Annotated in this window: 11 protein-coding genes; 6 read left to right on the plus strand and 5 right to left on the minus strand. The window is 65.8% G+C overall.

Translation table 11 applies throughout. The features are described 5' to 3' along the window. Positions 1 to 150: 150 nt before the first annotated feature. The 3 genes from ASE16_RS01195 to ASE16_RS01205 are packed head-to-tail and all read right to left on the minus strand — an operon-like array spanning position 151 to position 3,607. On the minus strand, positions 151 to 1,008 hold the full coding sequence (locus ASE16_RS01195; protein ID WP_055889571.1) for an amidohydrolase family protein: 858 nt from the start codon (positions 1,006 to 1,008) through the stop codon (positions 151 to 153). After that, positions 1,005 to 2,078, minus strand: coding sequence for an aldo/keto reductase (locus tag ASE16_RS01200; RefSeq protein WP_200949522.1), 1,074 nt, complete (start codon positions 2,076 to 2,078; stop codon positions 1,005 to 1,007). The genes ASE16_RS01195 and ASE16_RS01200 overlap by 4 nt, the downstream gene beginning before the upstream one ends. After that, positions 2,054 to 3,607 carry a UxaA family hydrolase gene (locus ASE16_RS01205; protein WP_082581124.1) on the minus strand — a complete coding sequence of 518 codons (1,554 nt, stop codon included), beginning with the start codon at positions 3,605 to 3,607 and terminating at the stop codon, positions 2,054 to 2,056. Before ASE16_RS01205 ends, ASE16_RS01200 begins: the two co-directional genes overlap by 25 nt. A gap of 441 nt (positions 3,608 to 4,048) precedes the next feature. On the opposite strand from ASE16_RS01205, the gene ASE16_RS01210 reads away from it, so the two are divergent. The 5 genes from ASE16_RS01210 (at position 4,049) to ASE16_RS01230 (ending at position 12,009) form a co-directional block, all read left to right on the plus strand. Then, on the plus strand, positions 4,049 to 4,981 hold the full coding sequence (locus ASE16_RS01210) for a carbohydrate ABC transporter permease (RefSeq protein WP_082581125.1): 933 nt from the start codon (positions 4,049 to 4,051) through the stop codon (positions 4,979 to 4,981). A gap of 7 nt (positions 4,982 to 4,988) precedes the next feature. Then, positions 4,989 to 5,930 carry a carbohydrate ABC transporter permease gene (locus tag ASE16_RS01215; RefSeq protein WP_055889580.1) on the plus strand — a complete coding sequence of 314 codons (942 nt, stop codon included), beginning with the start codon at positions 4,989 to 4,991 and terminating at the stop codon, positions 5,928 to 5,930. Between the two features lie 116 nt (positions 5,931 to 6,046). Continuing rightward, positions 6,047 to 7,390 carry an ABC transporter substrate-binding protein gene (locus ASE16_RS01220; protein WP_200949523.1) on the plus strand — a complete coding sequence of 448 codons (1,344 nt, stop codon included), beginning with the start codon at positions 6,047 to 6,049 and terminating at the stop codon, positions 7,388 to 7,390. Between the two features lie 93 nt (positions 7,391 to 7,483). After that, positions 7,484 to 9,649 (plus strand): alpha-galactosidase, encoded by a 2,166-nt coding sequence (locus ASE16_RS01225; RefSeq protein ID WP_055889582.1) that lies wholly within the window; start codon positions 7,484 to 7,486, stop codon positions 9,647 to 9,649. 17 nt (positions 9,650 to 9,666) lie between these two features. Further along, positions 9,667 to 12,009, plus strand: a complete 2,343-nt coding sequence (locus tag ASE16_RS01230; RefSeq protein WP_055889584.1) for a glycosyl hydrolase family 95 catalytic domain-containing protein — start codon at positions 9,667 to 9,669, stop codon at positions 12,007 to 12,009. 62 nt (positions 12,010 to 12,071) lie between these two features. On the opposite strand, the gene ASE16_RS01235 is transcribed toward ASE16_RS01230, so the two are convergent. Both ASE16_RS01235 and ASE16_RS01240 read right to left on the minus strand, forming a co-directional pair. Continuing rightward, positions 12,072 to 12,626 carry an OsmC family protein gene (locus tag ASE16_RS01235; RefSeq protein WP_235500221.1) on the minus strand — a complete coding sequence of 185 codons (555 nt, stop codon included), beginning with the start codon at positions 12,624 to 12,626 and terminating at the stop codon, positions 12,072 to 12,074. Between the two features lie 37 nt (positions 12,627 to 12,663). Beyond that, positions 12,664 to 15,132 carry a PEP/pyruvate-binding domain-containing protein gene (locus tag ASE16_RS01240; protein ID WP_082581126.1) on the minus strand — a complete coding sequence of 823 codons (2,469 nt, stop codon included), beginning with the start codon at positions 15,130 to 15,132 and terminating at the stop codon, positions 12,664 to 12,666. On the opposite strand from ASE16_RS01240, the gene ASE16_RS01245 reads away from it, so the two are divergent. After that, positions 15,119 to 15,871, plus strand: coding sequence for a TetR family transcriptional regulator (locus ASE16_RS01245; protein ID WP_200949524.1), 753 nt, complete (start codon positions 15,119 to 15,121; stop codon positions 15,869 to 15,871). The genes ASE16_RS01240 and ASE16_RS01245 overlap by 14 nt on opposite strands. Positions 15,872 to 15,874: the final 3 nt, after the last annotated feature.

The raw sequence follows: 15,874 nt of genomic DNA on the forward strand, positions 1-15,874 counted from the left end.
AGCGGGCCGTGATGTGGGGCGGCCCGCTCTTTTCGTGTCTTCGAGCCTGTCAGCGCGCGTGCGCGACCACATCGTGCCCGGCAGCAGCGAGCGCGCGGACAGTGGCAAGACCGATCCCGTCGGTGGAGCCGGTGACGAAGGAGCGACCCATCAGTCGTTTTCGAGCCGGTACCAGCGGATGGCGTTGCCGCCGAGGGTGTCTGCCTCCTCGTCCTGGCTCAGGCCCGCGAGCAGTTCTGTCACCGTGTCGACGACCTGCGAGTATCCGGAGGCGGCGAGGAGGCACACCGGCCAGTCCGACCCGAACAGGACCCGGTCGGTCCCGAAGACCTCCAGGACGTGTTCCGCGTATGGGCGCAGCGTGTCGGCGTTCCAGTCGTCCCAGTTCGCTTCGGTGACCATCCCGGAGAGCTTGACGGCCACGTTCGGTCGTTCGGCGAGCTCACCGATCAAACGGGCCCAGTCGGGACTCCACCCGTCGGCGATGGGCGGCTTGGCGATGTGATCGAGAACGAAACGCTGATCGGGCAGATCCGACACCAGACGAATCGCGGAGGGGAGTTCGCGTGCGCGAACAAGCAGGTCGTAGGCCAGCCCGGCACTCCCGACCGCTTCGACCCCTGTGCGGACATCGGGCCGGTCGAGCCAGGCGGCGTCAGTCTCGTCGTGCACTTGATGGCGGATGCCGACCAACTGGCCGGGGAAACGCTCATCGAGCGCTGCCAAAGTCCCGTCCGTCCGCCCATCCGTCAGGTCGACCCAACCGACGACGCCGCGCACAAACGGTGTGGTCTCGGCGAGTTGAAGGAACTGTGTGGTCTCATCAAGGTCGGAGACCGTCTGAATCAGAACCGTCCCGTCGATCGTGTTCGCCTCGAGTTCGGGCGCGAGATCCTCCGGCGTGAACGCACGCCTGACGGGATCCATCGCATCTCCGGCCATCCACGGGTAGTCGAAATCTGCGGGGTCCCAGAAATGATGGTGCGCGTCGATTCGCCGCGGCCTCATCGGCGTGCGCTTTCGAGGCTGGGGATGGGGGCTCCTTCAGCGAGAAGACCCTCTCGCTGAAGCTCGAACCACAGCTGGTCGGGGATCTGAATGGACAGCAGCTCCAGGTCCTCGTCAAGCTCCTCCACGGAGCGCGCCCCGATCAGGACGGTCGCGACTTGCGGGTGCGCCAGCGGGAACTGGACGGCCGCTGCAGCGAGTGGAACGTCGAAGCGGTCGCAGACCGCGCGGATGCGACGGGCTTTCTCCACGATCCCCGAGGCCGCCGGCACGTAGTCGAACCGGGCGTCGTCTGACGGATCGATCAGGATGCCGCTGTTGAAGACGCCCCCGACGACGACGCGCGTGCCGTTGTCACGGCACGCGGGAAGCAGGTCGCCCATCGATCCCTGGTCGAGCAGGGTGTAGCGGCCTGCGAGGAGCACCATATCCAGGTCGAGGTTGGAGACGAGCTGGGTGAGCACCGTGGTCTGGTTCATCCCGGCGCCGATCCCGCGAACGACGCCTTGGGTGCGGAGGTCCCGAAGTGCGGCGTATGCGGTTGTGCTCGCCTCCGCGTAGTGATCGTCCGGGTCGTGCAGATTCAGGACATCCACCCTGTCGAGGTGCAGTCGTTCCAGGCTTTCGTGGAGTGAGGTGATGACGCCGTCGTAGCTGAAATCCCAGACCGGTCCGGTCTCGGGAACATCGACATAGAAGGGCTCGCCTTCGAAGTACTGACTCTCGTCTCGTGGAGCGTCAGAGCGAAGCAACCGGCCGACCTTCGTCGAGACGACGAATGAGTCTCTCTGTTCGGTGCTGATCGTCTCGGCGATCCGCTGTTCGGACAGGCCGTGCCCGTAGAGCGGGGCCGTGTCGAAGTAGCGGATGCCGGCATCCCAGGCGCGGCGCAGCGTCGCCGCCGCTTGCTCCTCTGGCACGACCGACAGGAAGTTACCGAGAGCTGCAGTGCCGAGTCCAATGCTCGGGAGGGTCAGGCCATGTTCGCCGACGTCAGTGGCGGGGAAGTCGAGCATGGAAAGCCTTTCGATGTGGGGATGGGGGGTTAGAGGACGGCGCCGATACGCCAAGGGACGATCTCTTCCGTACCGAAGCCGAGCTGTTCCGACTTGGAGGGGTTCCCGGACGCCATGTCGATGATCGCCTCGAAGAGTTGCGCGCCGGTTTCGAGCTGCCGGTCGTGACCAAACGCCTGTCCGGCGTCGAAGTCCATGTCCCCTTCCATCCGTCGGTAGAGGCCGGACGTGGTGCTGATCTTCAAGCAGGGAACAGGGCGGGATCCGAACACCGACCCACGGCCGGTGGTGAAAGCGAGGACGGTGGCGCCTCCGGCGACCATACCTGTCGCCGACACGGGGTCGTATCCCGGGGTGTCCATGAATGTGAGACCTGGAGTGGTCACAGGGGCGGCATAGTCGACGATGTCGTTGAGCGGGCTGGTGCCGCCCTTGAGTACGGCCCCGAGCGACTTCTCCCAGATGGTGGTGATGCCGCCAGCCCGGTTTCCCTTCGAGGGATTGTTGTCGAGCTCGGCCCCGTTGTCCTCCGTGTAGTGCAGCCACCAGTCGATCGTCTGGTCGAGTTGCTTCGCGATCGACGGGGTGGCCGCGCGAGCGCGCAGCAGGTGCTCCGCGCCGAAGATCTCCGGAGTCTCGCCGAGGATGACCTTGCCGCCCGCGGCGACGAGCATGTCAGCGGCGACACCGAGCGTCGGGTTGGCCGTGAGCCCTGAATAGGCATCGCTTCCCCCGCACTGCAACCCGAGGGTCAGCTCGGCCACTGGGATCGGCTCCCGCTGCAACTCCGCCAGCTGTGCGACGAGCGAGCCGATCTGCTTGACTCCTTCTGCGACGGTGGCGGCAGTGCCGCCGAGTTCCTGAATGGTCAGCTGTGTCAGCCCTGGGATCACGTCGGGGAGGAAATTCTCCGGCTGGTTGACTTCGCAGCCGAGACTGACCACGAGCACGCCCGCGAAGTTCGGGTGCGTGGCGTAACCGTGCAGTGTCCGGCGGAGGATGTCATCGCCGATGGTGTGTTCCGCGAGCGCGCAACCCTGGTCGTGAGGAAGCGGGACGATGCCGTCCAGGCCAGGGGCCCCTGCGAACTGTATCGAGGCGGCCTGTGCGATCAGCTTGCTGACCGTCGACGAGCAATTCACGGTCGGAACGATTCCGATGTAGTTGCGGGTCGCCGCGCGCCCGTCAGGTCGTCGATAACCCATGAACGTGCGCGCGGTCAGGTCCTCCGACGGCTCGTATGCAGTTCCAGAACTGACCGTCGATGCGCCGCGGGCGGACAGGTCGAGGAGTCCGACATTGTGGTCGTGTACGTGGGCGCCGGCCAGGATCGGCTCGATGGCCGCACCGATCACCTGTCCGTACTTGATCACCGGTTCTCCTGCCGCGATGCCTTTGAGCGCGACCTTGTGCGCCGGCGGTATGTCCGTCACCGCGACGATCGTGGTCTCGCCCCCAGCCAGCGACTCACCCGCGGTCGCGCCGTCGACGATGATGCCGACGTTGTCCGTCGATGGACGCGCGACGATCAGCGGGACAGCCGAAGCGACAGGGGTGGGAGTGGAGGGGAGAGTGCGTGACATTTCAGCGTCCTCAATGCTCGTGGTGCTATCCGATTCAGGCTATGCACGGGCGCGGAGGAGTCCCATGCCGGATTGCGAATGACCGACATCCGCTTGTCGATTGAAGCCCGCGTCGCCCGGCGCGGGATGCACCGGGTTCGCGGTCGGGCGGGAACTTTCGTGCGCCATTCACCGTCTCGATTCCCCCGTCAGTTCCGCGGAATCACGCGCAATTCCTGAAACCGTCGAGGTCCAGGCCCTGCAGTTGTCGAGGGTGGAAGCCTGCGCGTTTACTTTATTGCGTCAAGCCTGTGCGCCCAAGCTGATGGCAGAAACCGCATTACATTAGTTGACAGGAAAATATAAACCGAGTTAGTCTCTCGACACGTTCTCGGGCCGACGCCCGGTACCCCCGCCGTTGAAGTCCACGGCGAGCAGTTCAAAGGAGAGCACATCGTGGTCATGACAGCTGCGAAACCGACCGTCTCTGCCGGTCGAGGCAGCCGCCAGGTCAGGCGCAACCCATCTCACAGAGGGGACTGGCGCCTCGCCCTGATTCTGATCCTGCCCGCGACGGTGGGCTTCATCATTTTCGCGCTCTACCCCCTGGTGCGGGGCATCTACCTCAGCTTCACCGACTTCCATATCCTCACTCCTCCCGTCTGGTCCGGCATCGCCAACTACCAGCAGCTGCTGTCGGACGGCGTGTTCTGGAACTCGCTCGGGGTGACGGTCTACTTCGTGATCCTCTCGGTCGGCTTCGGACTCGCCATCTCCCTCGTGACAGCGGTGATTCTTCATCGGCTCACGAAGTCGAGCGTCATCCGCGGCATCGTGCTCCTCCCGTTCCTGATCTCCGGTGTCGTCGCCGCGCTGGTCTGGCAGTGGATGCTGGACCCTGGACTCGGCATCGTGAACGCACTCATCAAAGCGTTCGGCGGCCACAGCATCCTGTTCCTCGGGTCGCAGGACTGGGTGATTCCGACGCTCGCGTTCATCAGCATCTGGAAGGCGATGGGCTACAACGCCATCCTGATCTTCGCGGGACTGCAGACCATCCCGGGTGAAATCTACGAGGCAGGCCGCATTGACGGCGCCGGCGAGATCCGGATGTTCACCAAGCTCACTCTGCCGCTGCTGCGACCGATCATGGCGATGGTCGTCGTGCTGACGATCATCAGCTCGTTCCAGGTCTTCGACCTCGTGGCGGTCACGACCAAGGGAGGCCCGGCCAACGCGTCCAACGTGCTCCCGCTGTACATCTACAAGACGGGATTCGCCGAGTTCAACTTCGGCTACGCGCTGACGATGTCGATGGCACTCTTCGTGATGCTCCTGATCATCACGTTCTTCCAGATGCGCCTGATGCGCGCGAACGACACGGACACGAACTGAGACACCCATGACCAGCACACTTCTCCCAAAACCCGAGGTCGCGGCGGCGCCGATCGCGCGGGCCAAGTCCGGCCGTCGCTTCTCCATCGGCAAGGCCATCGCCTGGGTCTACCTATCCCTGTTCCTTCTGATCACTCTGTTCCCCTTCTACTGGATCCTGCGCACCGCACTGTCGAACAACTATGCGTTGATCAGCAACCCGACCTCCCTTCTCCCTGTCGGCTTCACGCTCGGCCCCTTCCTCCGGGTCCTCGGACTCGCCTCACCCTCCGAGGCGATCGCCGAAGGCGGTTCGGGCGCCTCGATCGACCTGGCCCTCTTCGTCCGCAACTCGCTGATCTACGCCACACTGCTGACGGTCATCGTCGTCTTCTGCTCGCTCCTCGCTGCATACGCGTTCTCACGACTTCAGTGGCGCGGTCGCAACATCGTCTTCTCGATCTTCCTCGCCGCGCTCATGATCCCCGGGATCATGACGCTGCTCCCGAACTTCGTGCTCATCCACGACCTCGGCTGGACGAACACGTTCGCCGGCCTGATCGCTCCCAGCGCCCTCTTCTCAGCGTTCGCCATCTTCTTCCTCCGGCAGTTCATGCTCGGCCTGAGCTCGGAGATCGAGGAGGCGGCCCTGATCGACGGCCTCGGCCCGTTCAAGATCCTCTTCCGGATCACGGTCCCGATGACCACGGGGCCGATCATGACCCTTTCGCTCCTCACCTTCATCAACGCCTGGAACGAGTACTTCTGGCCCTTGCTGATTGCGAACGACCCGAGCGTGCGCCCTCTCACGGTCGCGCTCGGCGTATTCCAACAGTCTTCACCGCAGACCCAGCCCGACTACGCCGGCCTGATGGCAGCTTCGCTCGTCGCGGCATTGCCGATGCTCGTGCTCTTCATGATCTTCGGCAAACGGATCGTCAATTCCATCGGCTTCACCGGAATCAAATAAGACCCCACACACTCGATCACAACCTGCTGACGTGACCCACGCCGGCCAGGCGAGTGCGCTCCAAGCCGGGTGGCACTGAGGCCATTCGGTCATCGCAATCCAGAAAGAGGCACATCGTGAAACTCAAGAAGTTCGTCCCCGTCGCCGCGGGCGCCGCAGTGCTCATGGCACTGGCCGGCTGCACCGGAGGCGGGGGCTCCAGCGACAAGGCCACCGTCAACTGGTGGACGTGGGACCCGAACCAGGCGGCCGCATACCAGCAGTGCATCCCCGGCTTCGAGAAAGAGAATCCGAACGTCACCGTCAAGATCTCGCAGTACCAAGTGAGCGACTACTTCACGAAGATCACCGCCGGATTCGTCTCCGGCGATGCCCCGGACGCGTTCATGAACAGTGTGACTTTCCTGCAGTCGTACGCCAGCCAGCACCAGCTTCTGGCGCTCGACGACAAGATCAAGCAGGACAAGGTCGACATGAGCCAGTTCGCCATCGGCGCCGACGCCTGGAAGTACACGGACGGCAAGCAGTACGCCCTCCCGATGGACTGGTCGACCGGCGTGCTCTACTTCAACACCGACCTCCTCGCAAAAGCCGGCTACACGCCGGAGGATGCGGCGAAGTTCACGTGGAACCCGCAGGACGGCGGCACCCTGTGGAAGGCCATCAAGCACCTCACGGTCGACAAGAACGGTGTCCGCGGCGACGAGCCCGGCTTCGACTCGAAGAACATCGCCACGTACGGGATGAGCAACCTCGAATCCACCGGCGACCCCTTCGGCCAGAACGCGTGGGGATGGATCCTGCCGAACGATGGCGTGAACATTCCGAACAAGAACCAGTGGGCGACCGTCTTCAACTACAACGACCCCAAGGTGGTCCAGGGTGTCAAGCTCGTGCGTGACCTGGCGAACGACGGTTTCACGCCTCAGCTGAACCAGTTCACCACCGCGAGCAACGAGCAGCTGGCGTCCGGCAACGTGGCGATCACGCTGGGCGGCACCTGGGAAGCGTCAACATACGCCGCGCTGAAGGACGCCAAGGTCGGAATCGCTCCGATGCCCGCTGGCACCGACGGCAAGCGCCATGCGATGTCCAATTCGAACGGCAACAACATCTGGGCAGGCGGCAAGCACATCGACCAGACCTGGAAGTGGGTTTCGTACCAGGAGAGCGAGGCGTGCCAGACCAAGGCAGCTACGTACAACGCGTCGTTCTTCCCGTCCATCGGTGCGTCGATGGAAGCGTTGACGAAGCAGGAGAGCGCCAAGCTCCCCGACTTCCACGTGTTCTCCGACTACGTGAAGAACGACGAGCTGTTCCCGAGCCCGATCTACAACAACGGTTCCGCTTTGACCAACGCGATGGTCCCGCAGTTCGAAGCGTACTTCACGAACAAGGCGGATGAGAGCATCTTCCAGAAGATGCAGGACCAGTCCAAAGAACTGCTCGCCAAGAAGTAGCAGCGAACATCTGAGCCTGCGGCCGCGCGGCAGCTGACCCTCCGCGCGGCCGCAGTTCCACGCACCAGCACCCTCAGGGTGAAGAGGAACACATTGAACACGACGAATCCGATCATCACTCTCCGCGGCGGCGGCACCGCGCTCATCGTCGAGCTCGCTCATCCGCGCCCTCGGATCATCCATTGGGGCGCCGACCTGGGCGACCTGGGTGCCTCCGACCTCGACGCGCTGGTGACGAGCGCCGACCCCTCCGCGACCCACAACTCGACCGACGAGCCGCGCGATCTGACGATTCTCCCTACTGAGGCGGACGCCTGGTCTGGCACTCCGGCGATCGAAGGCGTCGTCCGGGACGGAAGCCCGTACGCACGGTTCGTGCTCGCCTCTCATCGCTTCGACGAGGCAGCGGGAGAGCTCGACGTCACGCTTCGGGACGAACGGAACGGACTCGTCGCGACGGTCCGCTACCGGCTCGATCGATTCGGAGTACTCGACGTCGGGACGACCGTCGCCAACGAGTCCGACGGTGAAATGGTGTACGACGTCGGCGCCGTCACCGCCCTCCTGCCGCTGCCGGATCGCGCGACCGAATACCTGGACTTCACAGGCAAATGGTCGCGCGAGCGCAGTCCGCAGCGCGGTGCGATCGATCTCGGCACCCGCCTGCGCGAAAGTCGCAGGGGCCGGTCCAGCCTTGATTCGCCGTACCTCCTCATCGCGGGCACCCATGGCTTCGACTTCCGCAACGGCGAAGTGTGGGCGGTGCACGCGGGCTGGTCGGGCAACCAGCGCTACCTCGTCGAGCAGCTCCCGGAGGGCGCAGGAGTGTTCCGTTCGATCCTCGGCGCAGGCGAGCTGCTCCTCCCTGGGGAAGTCGGGCTCCGCCCAGGTGAGTGCTACCAAGCGCCCGAAGTCTCCTTCATCTGGTCGAACGCGGGCCTCGACGGCCTCTCCGGTGCGTTGCACAGGAAGCTGCGCGCGCGCGACACGCATCCGCGCTCGCCGCGTCCGTTGACGCTGAACACCTGGGAGGCTGTCTACTTCGACCACGACCTGGCGACGCTCGAACGGCTGGTCGATGCCGCGTCGCGCGTCGGCGTGGAGCGCATCGTCCTCGATGACGGCTGGTTCGCCGGACGGCGGAACGACACGAACGGCCTCGGCGACTGGATCGTCGACACCGAGGTGTGGCCGGACGGACTCTGGCCGCTGGTGGACGCGGTACGCGAGAAGGGGATGCAGTTCGGACTCTGGTTCGAGCCGGAGATGGTCAACCTCGGCTCCCGGTTGGCGCAGGAGCATCCCGACTGGATCCTCGCCCCGTCGGACGGGGTCGGCGCGGCGATCCGGCACCAGTACGTGCTGAACCTCGCGCATCCGGATGCCTGGGAGCACATCCTGGGCAGGATCGACGCGCTTGTCGCCGAGTACGGCATCGACTACATCAAGTGGGATCACAACCGCGAGCTGCACGAGGCCGCGCTCCGCAACGACCGTGACCGGGCGGGCGTGCACGAACAGACGCTGGCGCTCTACCGGATGCTCGACGAGCTGAAACGGCGCCACCCTGCGTTGGAGATCGAGTCCTGTGCATCCGGCGGCGGGCGGGTCGACCTCGGGATCCTGGCGCGCACGGACCGCGTGTGGGCGTCGGATTGCAACGACCCCGTCGAGCGTCAGAACATCCAGCGCTGGACGGCGCAGCTCATCCCGCTCGAACTGATCGGAAGTCATGTCGGGGCCGAGGAGTCGCACACGACCCACCGGGTCACAGCCCTCTCGTTCCGCCTCGCCACGGCGCTGTTCGGTCACGCCGGGATCGAGGCCGATCTGACCCGTCTCTCGCGCGAGGAACTCGACACCGTCACGGCGTTCGCCGCCCTCTACAAAGAACTGCGCCCGCTTCTCCACAGCGGCGACCTCGTCCGTGGTGACCTGGCGGACCAGGAGAGCGTCCTCACCGGCGTGGTCTCCACCGACCGCTCGGAGGCCGTCTTTTCCTGGGCTCGGCTCGGCACGTCCGCTCCCGCGCAGTCCGGCCGCGTCCGGCTGCCCGGCCTCGATCCCGACCGTGGCTACCGCATCCGGGTCCGCGACGAGATCGGCCGCACCTCGCTGCACGAGAACCCGCCGGCGTGGCTGGTCCAGGCGGCCGGCGACGGGTTCTCCGTCAGCGGCCGCGTGGCCGGAGGGGCCGGTCTGCCGCTGCCCACCCTGGACGCCCAGCAGGCGATCCTGATCCACCTCACCAGCCACTGAAGGAGTCCAGTACCGACATGCTGACCATCACCGACGACGCATCCGACGGCCAGATCCCGGCGGCGCGCTCCGGATCCCTCCACTACGAACGTCCGGCCTCGAACTGGTTCGAGGCGTTGCCGATCGGCAACGGCAGGCTCGCCGCGATGGTCTTCGGAGGGATCGAGACCGAACGCATCGACCTCAGTGAATCGACAGCCTGGTCGGGAGCGCCGGCATCGACAGACGTCAATCGGGCGGCAGCAGGCTCGCTCGGGCGGGTCCGTGAGCTCCTGTTCGCGGGCGAGGCGAGGCAGGCGCAGGAGCTTGCAGTGCGCGACCTCCTCGGGCGCCCGACCAGTTTCGGCACGAACCTGCCACTGCCGGATGTGGTCGTCGCGTTCGGCCACGGCGATCGCGCCGAAGGCTACTCTCGGCGACTCGACCTCGACGATGCGATCGTGACCACCCGCTATCTGGTGGATGGCGCCGACATTTCGCGCGAGGTCTTCGCGTCCCATCCGCACGGACTGATCGCCGTTCAGCTCCGCAGCGGCTCCGAGGGAGCGCTGGCGTTCCGCGTCGGATTCGCGACCGATGTCATCCCCGGGGCCGTGTCCTCGGATACGGACACGGTGACGTTCGACGGCCACGCATTCGAGACGCTGCACAGCGACGGCACACAGGGCGTCCGCGTCCTGATCAGAGCAACCGTCGCGTCGACGGATGGGACGATCACGGTATCCGGCGACGCGCTCGAGGTCGCCGACGCCACGGTCGCGACCCTCTACATCGCGGTTGGGACGGACTGGCGTGGCGAGCATCCGGACGACAGGGTGGATGCGCTGCTCGCGCAGGCCGCGGCAGACGGGTACGAACGGGTGCGCGCCGACCATATCGCCGACCACGGAGCGCTCATGGCCCGCTCGACTCTGCGCATCGGGGAGACCGATTCCTCCATCGCCGCGCTCCCCACAGACGAACGGCACCGGAGGCTCGCCAGGGGTGAGCGCGACGACGCCCTGCTAGCGCTCTACTACCAATACGGCCGGTATCTGACGATCGCGGGGTCGCGGGCGGATTCGCCTCTCCCGCTCGCTCTTCAAGGCCAATGGAATGACGGCCTCGCCAGCAGCGCCTCGTGGACGAACGACTTCCACCTGGACATGAACACGCAGCAGAACTACTGGGCTGCGGAGCCGACGGGCCTCGGCGAATGCCAGGAGCCGCTGTTCGGTCTGCTGGATCTCCTCGCCGAGACGGGCCGGGTAACGGCTCGCGAGATGTACGGCGCGGACGGCTGGGTCGCGCACACCGTGACGAACGCCTGGGGGTATACGGCCCCCGGTTCGGGCGCCGGCTGGGGGATGAATGTCACCGGCGGCGCGTGGCTGGCGCTCCAGCTCTGGGAGCACTTCGAGTACAGCCGCGACCTGGCGTTCCTCGGTGAGCGGGCGTATCCGGTGCTGCGGGATGCTGCGCGTTTCCTTCTCGACTACCTGGTGCTGGACCCGGAGACGGGTTGGCTCGTCGCCGGCCCGGCCGACAGTCCGGAGAACTGGTACGTGACGGAAGACGGCAGCCCGGCATCGTTGGCGATGGGCAACACTGTCGACCGGGTCTTCTCCGAAGCCATCCTCCGGATTGCGGGGGAAGCCGCGAAACTCCTCGACGTGGACGAGACTCTTCAAGGGCGCATCCTGGTGGCCAGGGAGAAGCTGCCGCCGTTCCAGGTCGGTCGTCACGGCCAGCTCCAGGAGTGGCTGCTGGACTACGAGGAGCACGATCCCGCCCACCGCCACACCTCGCACCTCTGCGCGCTCTACCCCGAGCGGCAGATCGGTCCCCGTGCGACACCAGAGCTCGCTGAGGCTGCTCGGGTGACGATCCAGCGGAGGATGGATGCGCCGGGGTGGGAGCAGGTGGAGTGGGTGGAGGCGAACTTCACCGTCTACTTCGCGCGTCTCCTCGACGGGGATGCGGCACTCCGGCACTACACACGACTCATCACGGACACCAGCGAGGTGAACCTGATGTCGTACTCGGCCGGTGGCGTCGCCGGTGCCACGCAGAACATCTACTCGTTCGACGGGAACGCGGGCGGCACCGCGGGAGTCGCCGAGATGCTGCTGCAATCGGATGGCGAGGTCGTGGAACTGCTGCCGGCGCTTCCCGCGGCATGGAAGGACGGGAGGATCACCGGGCTACGGGCGAAGGGCGGGTACGTGCTCGATCTGTCGTGGAGCGACGGCGTCCTGGACGAGGCGCGCATTGCGGTCGCGCCAGGTGCCACCGCCAAGCCGATCATCGTCCGTTACGGCGATGAGACGCTGCCGCTGGAGCCGACACCCGGGCTCACGACGACGATCAGCCCGCGATAGGTGATGACCCGCGCCCGGATCGGGCGCGGGTCGTCATCATCTCGAACGATGCGCCCCGGCTTTCACGCTTTGCGGACGGTGGTGATGACCGGTGTCGCGTTGGCGAACAGGTCGAGCACAGGGCAATGGGCGTCGACGGCTGCGCGGAGTTCCTGATAGCGCTCCTCGGTTGCCGGACCGGACAGCTCGACGATCAGGCGGACCTCTCCGAAGCCTGCGCGGACCGACTCGTCGAGCCCGAAGAGGCGCGCAGCGTCGAGGTCTCCTTCGGCGGTGACCGTGATGTCGTCGAATGGGATGTTCAGCGCGTGAGCGTAAAGCCGGAATACGACGATCTGGCACGAGATGAGTGCGCCGAGCGCGTACTCGACGGGGCTGGCGGCGGCGTCGTCCCCCGCGAGCGCGGCCGGCTCATCGACAAGGAACGTGTGCTTTCCTGCCGTGATTCGGCTGGCGACGGCACCCGACCCTTCGCCGCGGACCTTGTAGGTGAGGTGAGCGGCGGTTCGGTCAGCGTCGATCCGCGAACCCCACGCCGTCCCGGCTTCAGTGAGCCGCCGGGCGCGTTCAATGGTCTCAGGCGTTGTCTCTTCATCTGCGATGGTCATGGCCACCATGTTCGAGGGGGACTGCTGGTCCGGTCAAAGGCGTCCGTCACACGACGACATCGTCACTGTCCATGGCTTCCGTGAGCGCGCCAACGCCGATCGGGACGACGATTCCGCGTTCCGCATCGACGAGGACCCGCTGGCCGTCCGACAGGATGCGTGTGCCGTTGCCGGTGCCCATGATGGCCGGGATTCCCACTTCTCGCGCGACGATCGCGGCGTGCGACGCTGCTCCTCCTGAGTCGACGACCACGGCCGCCGCGATCGAGAAGAGGGGCGTCCAGGTCGGATTGGTGAACGGACAGACCAGGATCTCGCCGGCTTGAAGGGTGGCGAACTCCGCCTCGTCATGAATGATGCGCACACGCCCGACGACGCGCCCGCGGCTAGCCGGCATGCCACGCACCCGTCCATCCGCGTCCGCCGGTATGAACAGCTCCGCCGGGATGACGGTGTAATCATCGAGCGCCGCGATGCGGGCCGCCTTTCGTTGTTCGACGAGGTGCAAAGATGTTTCGTTCGATACTGGGGCGAGCTCGTCGATCGTCAGATACGCGATGTCGTCAGGGCTGGCGAGAGCGCCGCGAGCAGTCAGCCGGCCGCCCAGCTCGAGCAGGATGCGCCGGGCGACGGCCAGAGCGATCTCGAGCACGTACTGGCTGTCGTCACGGAATCCGGCACCCGATCGAGCCGCGCGAAGCTGCCGGTCGATGATCGGTCGGGCGACTCCGGCGCGCCATCCTGGTTCCGCGGCCAGCTCATTTCTGGCCCGCGCGAGGCGCACCTCGACGGCTCGATCCGGTTTCTGCTCGAGCCCGGCGAGACTCTTGATGAAGCCGTGCACGATCCAGGGCGCATCCCGCAGGGGAGGTAGGCCGACCGTGAAGATCGACACCGACCGGTACCCGTATGCGCGAAGATGGTCGTCCACTTCGGCGAGCAGGCTGCGGCCCCCCTCCGACTCCCGCAACCGTGCAGCGATATCAGCCGGCTCCTCTGTGCGGTACACGTCGCGCAGCTCGGGCGTCGCCCGCACGATGGCAGCGATGCGTTCGAGGTCGGCGTTCGTCGAGGTCATCACGCACGGAACGCCTGACATGAGATCGGCGCGAAGGGCCTCTACCCGGTCTCGTCCGACGACCCAGCGCAACAGACCCGCGGCCGTTGCTTCAGCCGCCATGCCGCCGATCAGCGCTCCGAAACGAGACGGCATCAGGCTGCCGACCGTGTCGATCAGCTCGTGGACACGAGCGATCAATGCAGAGTCATCGACGGTGGTCAGGTCCTCTGTGTCGAGACGATGCGCGAGCGGGCGGAACGATTCATCGGTACGGGCGTTCCAGTCGGCCGTTCTCGTGCGCATCAGGCGAAATGCCTTCGGCAGCACAGCAGGGACACGCCAGATGGCGCGCCAGGTCGGGCGGATCCGAGGCGGCGCGATCTGCGTGACCCCGTCGTCGATCTCGACCAGCACGTCGTCGAGCGTCGGCGAGGTGAATCCCGCCGACGCGATGGAGCCGAGAACCGCTCCGAGCGCCGGTCTGAAGACGAGAGACACATCCATCGGGAACGGTGGGTATGGCATGTGATCCGCGGTGATCGCGAAGGTGCCGAGGCTGTTCGTCAGGCGATCCGCGTCGCGTTTCGCGGATCGCTTCGCGGAACGCATCGACGGGCGACCTGCCTCGGCCGGGCCGCTCGGCGGAGCCTCGGGGAGAGCCGTGAGCGGCCTGGCCTGAACGAGTGCGCAGCGCCCGTTCGCGTATGTCCACTCGATGTCCTGCGGTGTGCCGAACCGTTGCTCGACGTCGCGGCCGAGGGCGACGAGTTGCCTCACAGCGGCGCGTGGGATCGCCGGGTGGCCGGCGACCTGTGCTCCAGTGATCGTGTCGACCTCGAAGTGCTCGCCCGTTGCTTCTCCCGAGACCAGGGCCTCTCCCAGACCGCGAACCGCCTCCACCACGATCCTGTCCCGACGCCCCGATACCGGGTCGGCAGTGAACATGACACCCGCCCACTCCGCGTCGACCATGCGCTGAACCACGACAGCGAGTGCGAGACCTTGTTCGTCCCACGAGAAGCGATCGCGGTATGCGACGGCCCGTGTCGTCCAGAGAGACGCCCAGCAGTCTCGTATAGCGCTCACGACGGCGTCGGCCCCGTGGACGTTGAGGTAGCTGTCGTGCTGGCCCGCGAAGGAAGCACCTGCCAAGTCTTCTGCCGTGCCGGATGACCGGACGGCGACGACCGGCGACCCCAGCTCCTTGTACGCCATCACGATCTGCCCGACGATGCGGTCGGGCATGGAGAGGTTCGGGATGCCGGTTCGTAGTGCATCCGGTTCAGCGCCCGCCAGCCCCGCCTCCTCGACGGACTCGACGTAGGCGGCTGTGGTCACGACGAACCCGTCCGGCACGGGGAATCCGGCGTCGACCAGGGCGCTCAGGTTGGCGCCCTTTCCGCCGAGGAGAAGCGGATCGGCGTGCTCTCCCAATCGAACCGTGTACTCACTCATCGCATCGCTCCGTATTCTTCACCACTTGATGGAGTTTCAGGCTAGTCGTCGCCCGGGTATTGTTCAACAGCCGATGAAGTATGCTGCGGACGTGGAGAATGCGAGCAGCCGACCGGGCAGATGGCGCTCCGGAGAAGACAGCCGGAAGCGCATCCTCGACGCCGCGCGCCGTTGCTTCAATCGCACGGGATACGACCGGACCACCGTGCGAGCGATAGCGGCAGAGGCGCAGGCGGACCCGTCGATGGTCTACTACTTCTTCGGCACGAAGGCGAGGCTGTTCTCCGTGGCGATGGAGCTTCCGCGCAACGTTCCGGAACGTCTCGCGGCGCAACTGGACGGAGAACTCGACGGACTCGGTGAACGGATCGTCCGGCACTTCCTGGAGATCTGGGATGAGCAGGCGAGCGTCGGTCCGTTGCTCGCGCTCATACGCTCGGCACCGACGGATACAGCATCCGCGTCGATGTTCGTGGAGTTCATGAAGCGAGAGATCGTCGTTCGATTGAGCGAGGCGATCGGCGGCGACGACGCAGAACTGCGCGCCGAGATGATCGGGTCGCAGCTGATCGGCCTGGCACTGATGCGCTACGTCGTCGAGATCGAACCGATCGCCTCGGCTCCGGCAGAGGCGATCGCGGCCCGCATGGGCGGTGCGCTGCAGAGCTACATCACCGATGCGGGCCGGACGGACCGCGTTCGACCGCACGAGATCTCTCGTGGTGCCTCGAGACCGTGAGCC

This window comes from Leifsonia sp. Root227, assembly GCF_001428745.1.
Taxonomy (GTDB): Bacteria; Actinomycetota; Actinomycetes; order Actinomycetales; family Microbacteriaceae; genus Leifsonia.

Excerpts from the sequence above, each read along its gene's own strand:
- ASE16_RS01195 (WP_055889571.1), bottom strand. The coding sequence starts at position 1,008 with ATGAGGCCGCGGCGAATCGACGCGCACCATCATTTCTGGGACCCCGCA.
- ASE16_RS01205 (WP_082581124.1), bottom strand. The coding sequence starts at position 3,607 with ATGTCACGCACTCTCCCCTCCACTCCCACCCCTGTCGCTTCGGCTGTC.
- ASE16_RS01210 (WP_082581125.1), top strand. The coding sequence starts at position 4,049 with ATGACAGCTGCGAAACCGACCGTCTCTGCCGGTCGAGGCAGCCGCCAG.
- ASE16_RS01215 (WP_055889580.1), top strand. The coding sequence starts at position 4,989 with ATGACCAGCACACTTCTCCCAAAACCCGAGGTCGCGGCGGCGCCGATC.
- ASE16_RS01230 (WP_055889584.1), top strand. The coding sequence starts at position 9,667 with ATGCTGACCATCACCGACGACGCATCCGACGGCCAGATCCCGGCGGCG.
- ASE16_RS01235 (WP_235500221.1), bottom strand. The coding sequence starts at position 12,626 with ATGGTGGCCATGACCATCGCAGATGAAGAGACAACGCCTGAGACCATT.
- ASE16_RS01240 (WP_082581126.1), bottom strand. The coding sequence starts at position 15,132 with ATGAGTGAGTACACGGTTCGATTGGGAGAGCACGCCGATCCGCTTCTC.